Below are 14,676 nucleotides of genomic sequence, written 5' to 3'. Positions count from 1 at the left end.
GGTGCCGGGCCCGGCACCGGAGGGCCCCCACGCCCGGGGGACCCGTCAGTCCCCGTACCGCGGATGCACCAGCGTCGACGGCGGCAGTCCGCCGCTCCGGCGGCGCTCGGCGTGGCGCGCGGCCGCGTCCAGAAGGTCCTCGTCGAGGGACCGCAGCCGGGGCGCGTCGGGGGCGAGGCCGAGGGTGGGCGGGCGGCTGCCCGGGACGGCCAGGAGGAAGCCCCAGTCGACGGGCCCCCGTCCCGCACCCCTGGCGCGGCCGCTCGCGCTGTACGGGCGGGTCGCGAAGCCGGCCGCGTGCAGGGTGGCGTCCACGGTCCAGAAGGTGCGGGGCCGGTCGGTGACGGACCCGGCGTGCACGGCGAGGCGTCCGGAGCGGGTGAGGACCTGGGACACGAGGCCGTAGAACTCCTGCGCGTACAGCTTGGTGCTGCGGGTGATCCCGGGGTCGGGCAGGTCGGAGATCACCACGTCGTACCGGTCCCGCACGGCCGTGGCGGCGCCCCGGAGCCAGTGGAAGGCGTCCGCGTGGACCACCCGGACGCGGGGATCACGGAACGCCCGCGCGTTCAGCCGGGCGAGCGCCGGGTCCGTACGGGCGAGGCGGACGACCCCCGGGTCGAGTTCGACGACGGTGACGGAGCGGACCCCGGGGTAGCGCAGCACCTCGCGGGCGGCCATGCCGTCCCCGCCTCCGACGATGAGCACGCGCGTGCGCCCGCCGTTCATCGAGGGGTGGACGAGCGCCTCGTGGTAGCGGTACTCGTCCTGGCCGGAGACCCGGAGGCGTCCGTCGAGGAAGAGGTCGGGCGGGCCCTCGACGCCTCCCGTGACGACCACTTCCTGGAGTTCGGTGTGGACGGCGACCCGCACGTGATCGCCGTAGACCGCGCGGCGCGCCGCCTGTTCGAAGTCGTCGACGAGCACGGTCGCCGTGGCGAGGACGGCGAGGACCGACACGTTCACGGCCACGAGGAGGGTTCTGGAGCGGGGGGTGAGCTCGTGGCGGAACACCCACAGGACGAGGCCGCCGCCCGCCACCGCGTTGACCGCGCCGGTGACGAGGGCGCCGGTGAGCTGGCCGAGCCAGGGCAGCAGCAGGAAGGGGAAGGCGAGGCCGCCGACGAGCGCGCCGACGTAGTCGGCGGCGAAGAGGTCGGCGACCGTCCCGGCGGCGTCGTCCTGCTCCCCGGGCGGATCCTGCCGCACGGAGCGTCCGGACCGTTCGGCCCGCGCGGACCGGGCGGAGGAGGTGGGAGACCGGACGGAGGCGGCGGCGGAACGAACGGCGGAACGGGCGGGAGAGCGGACGGAGGGGCGGGCGGAGGAGCGGCCGGCCGCCCCGGCGGACCGCTGTAGCAGCGACATCAGGAGCGGGATCTCCGCGCCGATGAGCACCCCGATGGCGAGCGAGAACGCCACCACCACGTACCGCGGTTCGCCGAACCAGGCGAAGGCCGCGTACAGCACCATCGCCGAGCAGCCGCCGATGAGCGCTAGTCCGGCCTCCACCATGCCGAAGCCGACGGCGGCGCGGCAACGCAGCCGCTTGGCGAGGAGCGAGCCCACGCCCATCGCGAAGACCATCACGGAGAGCACGACGGAGGCCTGGGTGACCGAGTCGCCCATCAAGGAGGAGGCGAGCGCCACCAGTTCGAGCTCGTAGACAAGACCGCAGGCGGCGCAGACGAAGGCGACCGCGAGGACCGGGAACCGTACCGCCCCGGGCGTCCCGCGCGGCGGTTCGGACCGCCGCACGGGCGCCCGCCGCACCCTCTTGGGTGGCAAGGTCACGGTCGGCTCGATCATGCCCGTAACGCTACGTCACTATTCCCACACCCCTTGTCACCCACACGAGTGCACCTGGGGCGCCGAGAGGGCGTATCAGAGCGTTGCGGGCATACGTGCGCCGATGCGGGTCCTGGTCACCACCAACTGCCCCTCCTGCGGGTAGGCGTGCCAGGTGCGCCAGCGCACCTGGCCCTCGTGACGCTGGGCCAGCATCGCCGTGAAGGCGTGCGGGGAGCCCGGGAAGGTGCCCGCGAGCCCGTGGGGATGGTCCGCGACGAGGGCGAGCAACTCCTGTGCGCGGCCCGCGAAGGAGCCGTGCGACAGCGTCTCGACGCGTGCGGCGAATTCGTACTCCCATCCACCGACGCGCTTGGAGACGCCGAGCGGGAGCGGGGTACTGCTGCCCGGCATGCAGGCGACGGTCTCCGAGCAGCTGCGGCCCTCCTCTTCCAGGAGGACCTGATGGGAGGCGCCGAGCAGCCGCAACTGGAGCTCGGCGCCGCCGAGTCGGAGGTCGAGCGTGGCCAGGGCGGGGAGCGGCTCGCGCCCGAGGGCCCAGGCCAGGTCGGCCGCGCGTGTGTCGGTGTAGGAGGTCTTCAGGGTGGTGAGCATGGGTCGGCTCCGCAAACACGGTTTGGCGGGTGGGCCGGGGGCGCCCCGGAGAGGGTTCAGCGGGAGTGGGGATTCGCCGGCTCGGGTCCACACACGGTCCGAGGGCTGTCTCTGTCAGGAGCGAGAGAACCACGGACCCCGAGCGACTCGCAGCGGTTTTACCCAACTTGCTGTGTTTTCCAACCCCTTCGGGGAGCCCACAGTTCACTTGTTCAATCGAACTCGACCGACCGGTTCACACGGACCGCCCCCACCCTGTGCTTCAGTTCCCGCCGCCGCAGCCACCACCCCCGCAGCTCGACCCGCCGGAACCGCAGGAGCTGCTCCCCCCGCAGCCCCCGCCCCCGCCGCCGTCGGCCCAGGTGCTCCCGCCCCGCGACCCGGCGCGCCGCCTGCCGCCGCCGGTCCGGCCTCGGGCGGCGGAGACCACCCCGGCGACGACCACGGCCACGATGACGAAGATGACGACAATGAAGAATTCCATCTGTACTACCGCCGTTCTTGTGTGCGGGGGAGATGCCCGATCCACCGGTGCGCCAAAGCGCACTTGAGCAAGTCCAGAGCTTGGCTTCAGGATGGCCGTCATGACACGACCGCCGCTCAACCGCCGCCTCGCCGAGTTCGGGACGACGATCTTCGCCGAGATGTCCGCGCTCGCCGCCAGGACCGGGGCGATCAACCTCGGTCAGGGGTTCCCCGACACCGACGGCCCCGAGGAGATCCGGGAGGCCGCGGTCCGCGCGCTGCGGGACGGTCGCGGCAACCAGTACCCGCCCGGCCCCGGCGTCCCCGAGCTGCGCTCGGCGATCGCCGACCACCAGCGGGAGCGGTACGGCCTGCCGTACGACCCGGACACGGAGGTGCTCGTGACCGCGGGCGCCACCGAGGCGATCGCGGCGGCGCTGCTCGCCCTGGTCGAGCCGGGTGACGAGGTGATCGCCCTGGAGCCGTACTACGACTCGTACGCCGCCTGCGTCGCGATGGCCGGCGGGACCAGGGTCCCCGTCACCCTCCGCCCGCACGAGGGTTCCTACGTCCTCGACCTGGACGAGCTGCGGGCCGCCGTCACCGACCGGACCCGGCTGATCCTCCTCAACACCCCGCACAACCCGACCGGCACCGTCCTCAGCCGGGCCGAACTGACCGCCGTCGCGGAGCTGGCGATCGAACGGGACCTGCTCGTCGTCACCGACGAGGTGTACGAGCACCTGGTCTTCGACGGGGCCGAGCACCTCCCGATCGCGAGCCTCCCGGGCATGCGGGAGCGCACGGTCACCATCGGCTCCGCGGGCAAGACCTTCTCGTTCACCGGTTGGAAGGTCGGCTGGGTCACCGCGAGCCCCGAACTGACCTCCGCCGTCCGCTCGGCCAAGCAGTTCCTCACGTACGTCTCCTCGGGTCCGTTCCAGTACGCGATCGCCGAGGCCCTGCGGCTCCCGGCCGCCTACTTCGACACCCTCCGCGCCGACCTCCAGGCCAAGCGGGACCTGCTGAGCGAGGGCCTCGCGCAGGCGGGCTTCGAGGTCTACCGGCCGGCCGGCACCTACTTCGTCACCACCGACATCCGCCCGCTCGGCACCGACGACGGCTTCGCCTTCTGCCGCTCGCTGCCGGAGCGCGCCGGGGTCGTCGCCATCCCCAACGCCGTCTTCTACGACCACCGCGAGGCCGGCGCCCCCTTCGTCCGCTTCGCCTTCTGCAAGAAGACCGAGGTCCTGGAGGAGGCCGTCTCCCGGCTCAAGCGGCTGGGCTGAGCGACCCCGCGGGCCCGGACGTACGGGAGCCCGGCACCCCCTCTGGTGAGGGGGTGCCGGGCTCCCGTGGCGGTTCGGGGGAGGCTCAGGCCTCCTCGTCGCCGGCCTTCTGCTCGGGGGTCTCCAGACCGAACTGCTCGACGATCCACTTGTCGAACTCGATGGAGGCGCGGACCCAGCTGACCGTGGAGGACACGAAGTGCTCCAGGGCGACGCCGGTGCCGATCAGCATCTGGGCCTCACCGATGAGGCGGAGGGTGGCGGAGCCGTCCTCCTCCTCGTGCAGGTGCGTGTAGACCTTCGGCCACAGGGTGCGGCGGTTCCAGTCGTCGATCGCGTCGAGGATCCGCGCGCGGTCGTCGGCCGAGTGCGGGCGGTCGTAGAACGTCCGCACCGAGAAGACCTGCTGCTCGTCCTCACCGCGGAACATGAAGTACGTGCGGAATTCCTCCCACGGCGCCGCGAGGTCACCCTCGTCGTCGACGACGTACTTCAGCTCCATCTGCTCGAGGAGCTGCTTGACGAGGTCCTGGTCGGGGACGACGGGGCCCGCCGGTCCTGCGGCCTGAGGCTGGGGCTGGCCCCCGAAATTCGGAATCGAGGACGGGTCGATGCTCACCGTGTATTTCCCTTCGTACGGATGCTCGCCATCCTCCCCCATCCCGGGCGGGTTGTGGCAACCCCGGGCCGGTCGGATGGCCGAGCATGACCGTCAGCGTCCCGCCGGCCCCACGGTCAGACCGTCCCCGACACGGTCCACGCGGACCGTGTCGCCGTCCCGGACCTCGCCCGCGAGGATCTCCTTGGCGAGCCGGTCCCCGATCGCCGTCTGGATCAGACGGCGCAGCGGACGGGCACCGTACGCGGGGTCGTTGCCCTCCTCGGCGAGCCACTCCAGGGCCTCCTGGGTGACGTCCAGGGTGAGCCGGCGCTCTGCCAGCCGCTGCGCGAGGCGGTCGATCTGGAGCCGCGCGATCCGGCCGAGCTCGGCCCGGTCGAGGGCGGAGAAGATCACGAGGTCGTCGAGCCGGTTGAGGAACTCCGGCTTGAAGCTCGCCCGGACCACGTCCATGACCTGCTGCTTCTTGACCTCCTCCGAGCTCAGCGGGTCCACCAGGTACTGGCTGCCGAGGTTCGACGTGAGGACCAGGATGGTGTTGCGGAAGTCCACCGTCCGGCCCTGGCCGTCGGTGAGCCGCCCGTCGTCCAGGACCTGGAGCAGGACGTCGAAGACCTCCGGGTGCGCCTTCTCCACCTCGTCGAGCAGGACCACGCTGTACGGGCGGCGGCGCACCGCCTCCGTGAGCTGGCCGCCCTCCTCGTACCCCACGTAGCCGGGAGGCGCGCCGACCAGGCGGGCGACGCTGTGCTTCTCGCCGTACTCCGACATGTCGATGCGGATCATCGCCCGCTCGTCGTCGAAGAGGAAGTCGGCGAGCGCCTTCGCCAGCTCGGTCTTGCCGACGCCCGTCGGGCCGAGGAAGAGGAAGGAACCGGTGGGCCGGTCGGGGTCGGCGATGCCCGCGCGGGTCCGGCGCACGGCGTCGGAGACCGCCTGCACGGCCTCGGACTGGCCGATCAGCCGCCTGCCGAGCTCGTCCTCCATGCGGAGCAGCTTCTGCGTCTCGCCCTCCAGGAGCCGCCCCGCGGGGATGCCGGTCCAGGCGCCGACGACGTCCGCGATGTCGTCCGGGCCGACCTCCTCCTTGACCATGGTGTCCTTGGACGACTCCTGCTGGGCCTCGGCCTCGCTCGCCTCCTCCAGCTCCCGCTCCAGGGCCGGGATCTCCCCGTACAGCAGCTTGGACGCGGTGTCGAAGTCGCCGTCGCGCTGGGCGCGCTCGGCGCGGCCGCGCGTCTCGTCGAGGCGCTCCTTCAGCTCACCGACCCGGTTGAGGGACTGCTTCTCCTTCTCCCAGCGGGCCGTGAGGCCGCGCAGCTCCTCCTCGCGGTCCGCGAGGTCGCGGCGCAGCTTCTCCAGGCGCTGCTTGCTCGCGGCGTCCGTCTCGTTCTTCAGGGCCAGCTCCTCCATGCGGAGCCGGTCGACCGAGCGCTGGAGCTCGTCGATCTCGACGGGCGAGGAGTCGATCTCCATGCGGAGCCGGGAGGCGGCCTCGTCGACGAGGTCGATGGCCTTGTCGGGGAGGAAGCGGGAGGTGATGTACCGGTCGGAGAGGGTGGCCGCGGCCACCAGGGCCGAGTCGTTGATCTGCACCTTGTGGTGGGCCTCGTACCGGCCCTTGAGGCCGCGGAGGATCGCGATGGTGTCCTCGACCGTCGGCTCGGCGACCAGGACCTGCTGGAAGCGGCGCTCCAGGGCGGGGTCCTTCTCGATCCGCTCGCGGTACTCGTCGAGGGTCGTCGCGCCGACCATGCGGAGCTCGCCGCGGGCCAGCATGGGCTTGAGCATGTTGCCCGCGTCCATGGCGGAGTCGCCGCCGGCGCCCGCGCCGACGACCGTGTGCAGCTCGTCGATGAAGGTGATGATCTGGCCGTCGCTCGCCTTGATCTCGGAGAGGACGGTCTTCAGGCGCTCCTCGAACTCGCCGCGGTACTTGGCCCCGGCGACCATCGCGCCGAGGTCGAGCGAGACCAGCCGCTTGTTCTTCAGTGACTCGGGCACGTCGCCCTTCACGATCCGCTGGGCGAGGCCCTCGACGACGGCGGTCTTGCCGACGCCGGGCTCACCGATGAGGACCGGGTTGTTCTTGGTGCGGCGGGACAGCACCTGCACGACACGCCGGATCTCGTGGTCGCGGCCGATGACCGGGTCCAGCTTGCCCTCGCGTGCGGCGGCCGTGAAGTCCGTACCGAACTTCTCCAGCGCCTTGTACTGCCCCTCCGGGTCGGGTGTGGTCACCCGGCGTCCTCCCCTGCTCTTCTCGAACGCGTCGAGCAGCTTCTTCGCGCTCGCGCCCTGCCGGTCGAGGATCTCACCGGCGCGGCCGCCCTTGGCCGCGATCGCGATGAGGAGGTGCTCGGTGGACAGGTAGTCGTCGCCGAGTTCCCTGGCCTGCCGGTCGGCGTCGGCGATCACCGCGAGGAAGTCCCGGTTGGGCTGCGGGGGCGCGACCGTGGATCCCGTGACGCTCGGCAGGGCGGCGGTGAGCCGCTCCGCGCCCGCGCGGACGGCCGCCTGGTCGGCCTCGACGGCGGCGAGCAGGTCGGTGATGTTCTCGTTGTCCTGACCCGTGAGCAGCGCGAGCAGCAGGTGGGAGGGGGTCAGGTCCGCGTGCCCGTCGGACACGGCGCGGCTGCTGGCCGCGTTGATCGCGTCCCGGCTCCGGTTGGTCAGTTCGGCGTCCACGTGCGGTGCTCCTCCTCGAACGTCGTGGGTCCTCTCCCTTTATGCCCTCTCCAGAGTACACAAAGTTGAGTCGGTACCGCTCAAGGTGTCGGGAAGGGCTCCGCCCCGGGTAGTTTCCGGGGCATGGCGACCGACCCGAGGAATCCCACCGACTCGTACCTCAGCTTCTGGCGCGAGTACCACATGTGCACCCTGACCACCCCGCGCCCGGACGGCACCCCGCACGTCGTGGCGGTGGGCGTCACGTACGACCCGGAGAACGGGTACGCGCGGGTCATCACCAACAAGCACAGCCGGAAGGTCGCCAACGTCCTGGCGGCGGGCACGGAGGGCGCGCGGGTCGCGGTCTGCCAGGTCGACAAGGGGCGCTGGGCCACCCTGGAGGGCGTCGCCCGCATCCGTACGGAGGCGGAGGTCGTCGCGGACGCCGTGAACCGCTACGCGGAACGCTACGGACGGACGCCGACCCCGAACCCGGACCGGGTCGTCATCGAGATCGCCCTCACGCGCGCGATGGGCCGCGCCTGATCCCGTGCGGCGAGCCCCCCGCCGTCCGGAGAACCCCTTCAGGGAAAGTCCGGGGACAGCACAGCGGCGCCATCGCGTTTCAGGTCCGCGATGGCGCCGCTGTGTGGGGGAAGTACCTGAGCGATCTACAACGACGGGGGAATCGCTCAGGCACTGCGGGGGGTGGCGGTGATGGTCTCGGGCTCGATCAGCCGGTGGTCCCGCTGGTCGAGGTTGACGAAGATCATGCCGTACCGGATGGCACAGCGGATGGGCTGCGGGGCGCCGCGGGGGCGACGGAGGCAGCGGTAGGCGCGGACGTCCTCGTCCTGCTCCCGTGCCACCACGATCGGCTCCCCGAAGAGGGTGACCTTCAGCGAGTCGCCACGGTGGGGGATGGCCGTGGCGAGGTCGACGAAGTGCCATCCGGATCGGTAGGCCGAAGCCATCTCCCGGCGGAACCTGGGGTCGTCCGGCGGCACGGTCACGCGCCCGCGCCCTTGGGAGCGATCTCCCAGGACGGCTCGTAGGGGGCCGCGAGCACGACGCCTTCGGCGGAGCTCTCCCACGAGGGCTCGTCCGGGCCCGCCGGAACGGAGCGCGCCGGAGCGATCTCCCACGAGGGCTCGTCCCCCGCCACGGAGTGCGCCGGTGCGACCTCCCACGAGGGCTCGCCTACGGCGAGTGCGCCGAGAGCAGCCGCCGCAACGGCTATGGCGCTAAGTGCACGAACCATCCTGGTCATGGCCGATCTCCACCTCTTTTGATCACTACCTCCCCCCCGCGAGTAAGACGATGGCTCACGCACGCCCCCTTTCACCAGCCAAGCCGGGCATCATGTTCCTGTAATTCATGACCCTGAGGGGGGTGCAAATGAGGCGAGAGTGCGACGAGTCCGGTCATAAGCACAGTCACGGTGACCTATGCGACGTGGGCAAGGAGCTCTATGCGAACGCTCTCCGCACCGGGCGCATAGCCCGCGCCGACGCCGAAGCGGCCCCCTGCCTGAGGGCGCTCTCCCTCCTGCACCCGGACCCGGACGACAGCCAGTGGCTGCGTCCCGTACCGCCGGCGATCGCCCTCAGCCAGCTCGTGCACCCCATCGAGCAGGAGATACAGACCCGCCGCCAGCACGCCATCGCGCTCGCCGACGCTTTCGAGCCGTTCATGGCCCTCCACACGCAGGATCCTTCCGGCGTCCAGTCCATCACCGTCCTCGAAGGCCTCAGCGTCATCAACGCCGCCCTCGACCGCGCCATCAACGAGTGCACCGAGGAACTCCTCACCATCCAGCCCGGCAGCGGCCGCCGCCCCGAGACCCTCGAAGCGGCCCTGCGCCGCATGGAGCCCCTCCTCGACCGCGGTGTCCGGATGCGCACCCTCTACCAGCACACCGCCCGGCACCACCCCGCCACCCTCGCCTACGTCGAACGGGTCGCCCCCTACGGGCTGGAACTGCGCACCCTGGAAGAGATCGTCGACCGGCTGATCATCGTCGACCGCAAGGTCGCCTTCGTGCCCGCCCGCAGCGACCGCCAGGTCGCCCTCGAACTGCGCCACGAAGGCCTCGTCCAGTACCTCGTCGGCGTCTTCGACCAGTTCTGGCTGCACGGCGTGCCCTGGGAGGAGGAGATCCCCTACAGTCCCTCCGTGGACGGCATAGGGGGCGTCCAGCGCTCCATCGCCAAGCTCCTCGTCGAGGGCCATGTCGACGAGGCCATCGCCCGCCGCCTCGGCATGAACGTGCGCACCTGCCGGGCCCACATCGCCAAACTCGCCGCCACCCTCGGCAGCGGCAGCCGGGCCCAACTCGGCTACCTCATCGCCCGGTCGGGCATCCTCGAAGGGGACGACCGGCCGGCGCGCCACCTGACCGGCATCGAACGGAACGCCTGACCACCGTGTACGTACAGATCGACCTCGACGGCCCCGCCGGGACCCTGCGGGTCTCCGGGTACCAGCTGCCCACCGTGGAGCTCGTACGGGCCGCCGGGACCCGCCCCGACGCCCACACCCCCATCGGGACCCGCAGGGCCGCCCTCCTCGCGCTCACCGTGGACGGGGAGCCCGCCACCGTCCGGCCCGCCCGCGGACGGCTCCTGCGGCGCTCCTACCGGGTCGACGTACGGACCGGGGGCACGCGCTACCGGCTGATCCCCTGCGGGTACACCGAGAGCCGCCTCACCCGCGGCCGGCGACGGATCGGCACCCTCCTCAGCACGGGCGACGGCCGGGTCGTCGACACCTGGGAGCCCGGTGCGACCCCCCGCGACATCGCCCTCGGCACCGCCCTCGCCGCGGCCTTCGGGACGGGCGCCGCACCCTGGTTCGAGACCGTCGGCGACATCGTCTCCGAACTGATCCCCTGACCCCCGTGACACGACGAGGCCCCCTCCGCCGGAACGGAAGGGGCCTCACCCACGGGGGGATACGCGCGCGCCTACTCGCCGCGCTTGGGGCGCCACACCACCAGGGCGCTCGCCTGCTGCACGTCCTGGTACGGCACCAGATCGCGCCGGTACGAGGCGTGCACCTGCGCCTCGCGCTGCCGCATCGCCGCCGCCGCGCCGTCGACCGCGGCCGACAGCTCGGCGATCCGGCTCTGCAGCGCCGCGACCTGGTTCTCCAGCTCGATGATCCGCTTGATTCCGGCCAGGTTGATGCCCTCGTCCTGCGACAGCTGCTGCACCTGACGGAGCAGCTCGATGTCACGGGCCGAGTAGCGACGCCCCCGGCCGGCCGTACGGTCCGGGGAGACCAGACCGAGACGGTCGTACTGCCGCAGGGTCTGCGGGTGCAGACCCGAGAGCTGGGCCGCCACCGAGATGACGTACACCGGCGACTCGTCGGTCAGCTGATACGGATTGCGTCGGCGCCCGTCCACGGGTCACGCTCCCTTCGCGGCCTGGAACAGCTCCGCCCGCGGATCCTCGGAGGCGGTCGCCTCGCGGTAGGTCTCCAGGGCGTCACGTGCCTTGTCGTCCAGTTCCTTCGGCACCGCGACCTCGACCGTCACGAGGAGGTCGCCGCGGGTGCCGTCCTTGCGGACCGCGCCCTTGCCCCGGGCGCGCATGGTCCGCCCGTTCGGGGTGCCGGCGGGCAGCTTGAGGGTGACCGGGGGGCCGCCGAGGGTCGGCACCTTGATCTCGCCGCCGAGCGCCGCCTCCGTGAAGGAGACCGGCACGGTGACGGTGAGGTTGTCGTCCTTGCGGCCGAAGACCGGGTGGGCGTCGACGTGGACGACGACGTACAGATCGCCGTTCTGCCCGCCGCGCTCGCCCGGCGCTCCCTTGCCGCGCAGTCGGATCTTCTGGTTGTCGCTCACACCCGCGGGGATGCGGACCTGCATGGTGCGGGAGGACTTGGCCCGGCCGCTGCCCCTGCAGACCTCGCAGGGGTTCTCCGCGATCAGACCACGGCCCTTGCAGTCCACGCACGGGTCGGTGAGCGAGAAGCCGCCGCCGCTGCCGCGCGAGACCTGCCCGGTGCCGACGCAGGTCGGGCACACCCGGGGGGTGCCGTTCTTGTCGCCGGTGCCCGAACACGCCGTGCACGGCTGCTGGCTCGACATCCGCAGCGGCACGGTCGCGCCCTCGATGGCCTCGGTGAAGCTGAGCGTCACCTCGGACTCGATGTCCTGGCCGCGCCGCGGCTGGGTACGGGCCCCCGCACCCCCGCCGCGGTTGAACAGGCCGCCGAAGACGTCCCCGATCCCGCCGCCGCCGAAGCCGCCCGCGCCGGCGGGGCCGCCCTGGGCGCCGCCGAAGAGGTCGCCCAGGTCGAAGTTGAACGAGCCGCCACCCGGGCCGCCGGCCCGGAGGCCGCCGTTCCCGAAGAGGGCGCGGGCCTCGTCGTACTCCTTGCGCTTCTTCGGGTCACCGAGGACGTCGTTCGCCTCGGAGATCTCCTTGAAGCGTGACTCCGCCTTGCTGTCGCCCTTGTTGGCGTCCGGGTGGTTCTCGCGGGCGAGCTTCCGGTACGCCTTCTTGATCTCGGCGTCCGTGGCGTCCTTGGGGACGCCGAGGACCTTGTAGTAGTCCTTCTCGACGAAGTCCTTCGTGCTCATCGACGTCCCTCCTTCCGGACTGCTCCGGTGTGCGTCACTGGTCCGGTGACCGCCGGCGATGCGGCGGTCACCCCTGCTCCGACCGGCGCGTCACCCCTCGTCGGGGGCACCGCTCTCCTCGTCGGCCGACGTGCCGTCCTCCTTGGCCGGAGCCGCGCCCGGCTGGGGCTCGGCGACGGCCACGCGGGCGGGCCTGATGGTCCGCTCGCCGATCCGGTACCCGGGCTGCAGGATCGCCACGCAGGTCGTCTCGGTGACGTCCGGCGCGTACGAGTGCATCAGGGCCTCGTGGATCGTCGGGTCGAAGGGCTCGCCCTCCTTGCCGAACTGCTGCAGACCCATCTTGGCGACGACGGTCTCCAGCGATTCGGCCACCGACTTGAACCCGCCCACGAGTTCGCCGTGCTCACGGGCCCGGCCGACGTCGTCGAGCACCGGGAGCAGGTCGGACAGGAGGCCCGCGACGGCGATCTCCTTGACCGTGACCCGGTCCCGCTCCACACGGCGGCGGTAGTTCTGGTACTCGGCCTGGAGCCGCTGGAGGTCCGCGGTGCGCTCGTCGAGCGCGGAACGGACCTGGTCCAGCTGGGCCGTGAGCCCCGCGGCACCGGCACCGGCCGACTTCTGGCTGCTTTCGTCCCCGGCCGGGGCCGTCAGGTCCTCCTCCACGGAGGACTCGACGGTCTCGGCGGCGTCGTCAGGGGTGGCGCCGGAGGGGACGTCGGGCTTCTCCTCGAAGCCCGGGGTCTCCTCGGTCACGCCTGGCCACCCTTCTTGGGCTCGTCGTCGATGATCTCGGCGTCGACGACGTCGTCGTCGGCCTGGCCCTGCTGGCCGGCACCGGCGTCGCCGCCCGCGGCCTGCGCGCCCTGGGCGTCGGCGTACAGCGCCTGGCCGAGCTTCTGGGAGACGGCCGCGACCTTCTCGGTGGCGGTACGGATCTCCGCGGTGTCCTCGCCCTTGAGCTTCTCCTTCAGCTCGGCGAGCGCCGCCTCGACCTCGGTCTTGACGTCACCGGGGACCTTGTCCTCGTTGTCCTTGAGGAACTTCTCCGTCTGGTAGACGAGCTGCTCGCCCTGGTTGCGGGACTCGGCGGCCTCGCGGCGACGGTGGTCCTCGTCCGCGTACTGCTCGGCCTCCTGGCGCATCCGGTCGACCTCGTCCTTCGGCAGCGAGGAGCCGCCGGTGACGGTCATCTTCTGCTCCTTGCCCGTGCCCAGGTCCTTCGCGGTCACGTGCATGATGCCGTTGGCGTCGATGTCGAAGGCGACCTCGATCTGCGGGACGCCACGCGGGGCCGGCGGCAGACCGGTCAGCTCGAACATGCCGAGCTTCTTGTTGTACGCCGCGATCTCGCGCTCGCCCTGGTAGACCTGGATCTGCACGGACGGCTGGTTGTCCTCGGCCGTCGTGAAGATCTCGGACCGCTTGGTCGGGATCGTGGTGTTGCGCTCGATGAGCTTGGTCATGATGCCGCCCTTGGTCTCGATGCCGAGGGACAGCGGGGTCACGTCGAGGAGCAGGACGTCCTTGACCTCACCCTTGAGGACACCGGCCTGGAGCGCGGCGCCGATGGCGACGACCTCGTCCGGGTTGACGCCCTTGTTGGCGTCCTGACCGCCGGTCAGCTCCTTGACGAGCTCGGCGACGGCCGGCATACGGGTCGAGCCACCGACGAGGACCACGTGGTCGATCTCGGAGAGCTGGATGCCCGCGTCCTTGATGACGTTGTGGAACGGCACCTTGCAGCGGTCGAGCAGGTCCGAGGTCAGCTGCTGGAACTGGGCGCGCGTGAGCTTCTCGTCCAGGTGCAGCGGGCCCTCGGCGGACGCCGTGATGTAGGGCAGGTTGATCGAGGTCTCGGTCGAGGACGACAGCTCGATCTTCGCCTTCTCCGCGGCCTCGCGGAGACGCTGGAGAGCCATCTTGTCCTTGGCCAGGTCCACGCCGTGACCGTTCTGGAACTGCGTCACCAGGTAGTCGACGACACGCTGGTCCCAGTCGTCACCACCGAGGTGGTTGTCACCGTTGGTGGCCTTCACCTCGACGACGCCGTCACCGATCTCCAGGAGCGACACGTCGAAGGTGCCGCCACCGAGGTCGAAGACGAGGATCGTCTGGTCGTCCTTGTCCAGGCCGTACGCCAGGGCGGCGGCGGTCGGCTCGTTGACGATGCGCAGGACGTTGAGGCCCGCGATCTCACCGGCCTCCTTGGTCGCCTGACGCTCGGAGTCGTTGAAGTACGCCGGGACGGTGATGACCGCGTCGACGACCTTCTCGCCCAGGTAGGCCTCGGCGTCGCGCTTCAGCTTCTGCAGGATGAAGGCGCTCATCTGCTGCGGGTTGAAGTTCTTGCCGTCGATCTCGATCTTCCAGTCGGTGCCCATGTGGCGCTTGACCGACCGGATGGTCCTGTCGACGTTGGTGACGGCCTGACGCTTGGCCACCTCGCCGACGAGCACCTCGCCGTTCTTCGCGAAGGCGACGACGGACGGCGTGGTCCTGGCGCCCTCGGCGTTGGTGATGACGGTGGGCTCGCCGCCTTCCAGAACGCTGACGACGGAGTTAGTCGTGCCCAGGTCGATGCCGACCGCACGTGCCATTTCGGTTCCTCCAGCTGACGTACTTGAGTGGATCTG

Annotated in this window: 15 protein-coding genes; 4 read left to right on the top strand and 11 right to left on the bottom strand. The window is 71.2% G+C overall.

Going from position 1 to position 14,676, the window contains the following annotated elements:
* Nucleotides 1-45: 45 nt before the first annotated feature.
* From ACFWV2_RS01360 to ACFWV2_RS01350, 3 genes are all read right to left on the bottom strand, one after another.
* Nucleotides 46-1,809: a spermidine synthase gene (locus tag ACFWV2_RS01360; protein ID WP_384399900.1), complete on the bottom strand. Its 1,764-nt coding sequence runs from the start codon at nucleotides 1,807-1,809 to the stop codon at nucleotides 46-48.
* Nucleotides 1,810-1,884: 75 nt separating this feature from the next.
* Nucleotides 1,885-2,403 carry a DUF2617 family protein gene (locus ACFWV2_RS01355; RefSeq protein ID WP_384399897.1) on the bottom strand — a complete coding sequence of 173 codons (519 nt, stop codon included), beginning with the start codon at nucleotides 2,401-2,403 and terminating at the stop codon, nucleotides 1,885-1,887.
* Nucleotides 2,404-2,665: 262 nt separating this feature from the next.
* Nucleotides 2,666-2,887, bottom strand: coding sequence for a hypothetical protein (locus ACFWV2_RS01350; protein WP_384399894.1), 222 nt, complete (start codon nucleotides 2,885-2,887; stop codon nucleotides 2,666-2,668).
* 100 nt (nucleotides 2,888-2,987) lie between these two features.
* Between ACFWV2_RS01350 and ACFWV2_RS01345 the strand changes: the two genes are divergently transcribed.
* Nucleotides 2,988-4,157 (top strand): pyridoxal phosphate-dependent aminotransferase, encoded by a 1,170-nt coding sequence (locus tag ACFWV2_RS01345; protein WP_384399891.1) that lies wholly within the window; start codon nucleotides 2,988-2,990, stop codon nucleotides 4,155-4,157.
* Between the two features lie 85 nt (nucleotides 4,158-4,242).
* Here the strand turns inward: ACFWV2_RS01345 and ACFWV2_RS01340 are convergent, their stop codons facing one another.
* Nucleotides 4,243-4,776, bottom strand: a complete 534-nt coding sequence (locus tag ACFWV2_RS01340) for a YbjN domain-containing protein (RefSeq protein ID WP_351210553.1) — start codon at nucleotides 4,774-4,776, stop codon at nucleotides 4,243-4,245.
* Nucleotides 4,777-4,869: 93 nt separating this feature from the next.
* Nucleotides 4,870-7,464, bottom strand: a complete 2,595-nt coding sequence (gene clpB, locus ACFWV2_RS01335) for an ATP-dependent chaperone ClpB (RefSeq protein ID WP_384399887.1) — start codon at nucleotides 7,462-7,464, stop codon at nucleotides 4,870-4,872.
* A 123-nt stretch (nucleotides 7,465-7,587) separates the two neighbouring features.
* Here clpB and ACFWV2_RS01330 point away from each other — a divergent pair, with 123 nt between their 5' ends.
* Entirely contained in the window at nucleotides 7,588-7,992 is a 405-nt protein-coding gene (locus tag ACFWV2_RS01330) for a pyridoxamine 5'-phosphate oxidase family protein (protein ID WP_384399884.1), read from the top strand.
* 146 nt (nucleotides 7,993-8,138) lie between these two features.
* Here the strand turns inward: ACFWV2_RS01330 and ACFWV2_RS01325 are convergent, their stop codons facing one another.
* Both ACFWV2_RS01325 and ACFWV2_RS01320 read right to left on the bottom strand, forming a co-directional pair.
* On the bottom strand, nucleotides 8,139-8,459 hold the full coding sequence (locus ACFWV2_RS01325) for a (2Fe-2S)-binding protein (RefSeq protein ID WP_360788635.1): 321 nt from the start codon (nucleotides 8,457-8,459) through the stop codon (nucleotides 8,139-8,141).
* The gene (locus tag ACFWV2_RS01320; protein WP_360788632.1) at nucleotides 8,456-8,716 is read right to left on the bottom strand and encodes a hypothetical protein; all 261 of its coding nucleotides are present in this window, start codon (nucleotides 8,714-8,716) and stop codon (nucleotides 8,456-8,458) included. The genes ACFWV2_RS01325 and ACFWV2_RS01320 overlap by 4 nt, the downstream gene beginning before the upstream one ends.
* Nucleotides 8,717-8,823: 107 nt before the next feature.
* On the opposite strand from ACFWV2_RS01320, the gene ACFWV2_RS01315 reads away from it, so the two are divergent.
* Entirely contained in the window at nucleotides 8,824-9,867 is a 1,044-nt protein-coding gene (locus tag ACFWV2_RS01315; RefSeq protein WP_360788629.1) for a helix-turn-helix transcriptional regulator, read from the top strand.
* Nucleotides 9,868-9,872: 5 nt separating this feature from the next.
* Nucleotides 9,873-10,340 (top strand): hypothetical protein, encoded by a 468-nt coding sequence (locus tag ACFWV2_RS01310; protein WP_384399879.1) that lies wholly within the window; start codon nucleotides 9,873-9,875, stop codon nucleotides 10,338-10,340.
* Between the two features lie 71 nt (nucleotides 10,341-10,411).
* On the opposite strand, the gene ACFWV2_RS01305 is transcribed toward ACFWV2_RS01310, so the two are convergent.
* The 4 genes from ACFWV2_RS01305 to dnaK form a co-directional block, all read right to left on the bottom strand.
* Nucleotides 10,412-10,855, bottom strand: a complete 444-nt coding sequence (locus ACFWV2_RS01305) for a heat shock protein transcriptional repressor HspR (protein ID WP_073811278.1) — start codon at nucleotides 10,853-10,855, stop codon at nucleotides 10,412-10,414.
* 3 nt (nucleotides 10,856-10,858) lie between these two features.
* Nucleotides 10,859-12,037, bottom strand: coding sequence for a molecular chaperone DnaJ (dnaJ, locus tag ACFWV2_RS01300; RefSeq protein WP_384399875.1), 1,179 nt, complete (start codon nucleotides 12,035-12,037; stop codon nucleotides 10,859-10,861).
* A 90-nt stretch (nucleotides 12,038-12,127) separates the two neighbouring features.
* Nucleotides 12,128-12,796 (bottom strand): nucleotide exchange factor GrpE, encoded by a 669-nt coding sequence (gene grpE, locus ACFWV2_RS01295; protein WP_384399872.1) that lies wholly within the window; start codon nucleotides 12,794-12,796, stop codon nucleotides 12,128-12,130.
* On the bottom strand, nucleotides 12,793-14,640 hold the full coding sequence (dnaK, locus tag ACFWV2_RS01290; RefSeq protein ID WP_360788615.1) for a molecular chaperone DnaK: 1,848 nt from the start codon (nucleotides 14,638-14,640) through the stop codon (nucleotides 12,793-12,795). Before dnaK ends, grpE begins: the two co-directional genes overlap by 4 nt.
* Nucleotides 14,641-14,676 lie beyond the last annotated feature (36 nt).

Origin of the sequence: Streptomyces sp. NPDC058671, from assembly GCF_042716475.1 — a bacterium.
Taxonomy (GTDB): Bacteria; Actinomycetota; Actinomycetes; order Streptomycetales; family Streptomycetaceae; genus Streptomyces.
Note: the sequence above shows the minus strand (reverse complement) of the source record. Positions and strands in the feature narration are given on the sequence as shown.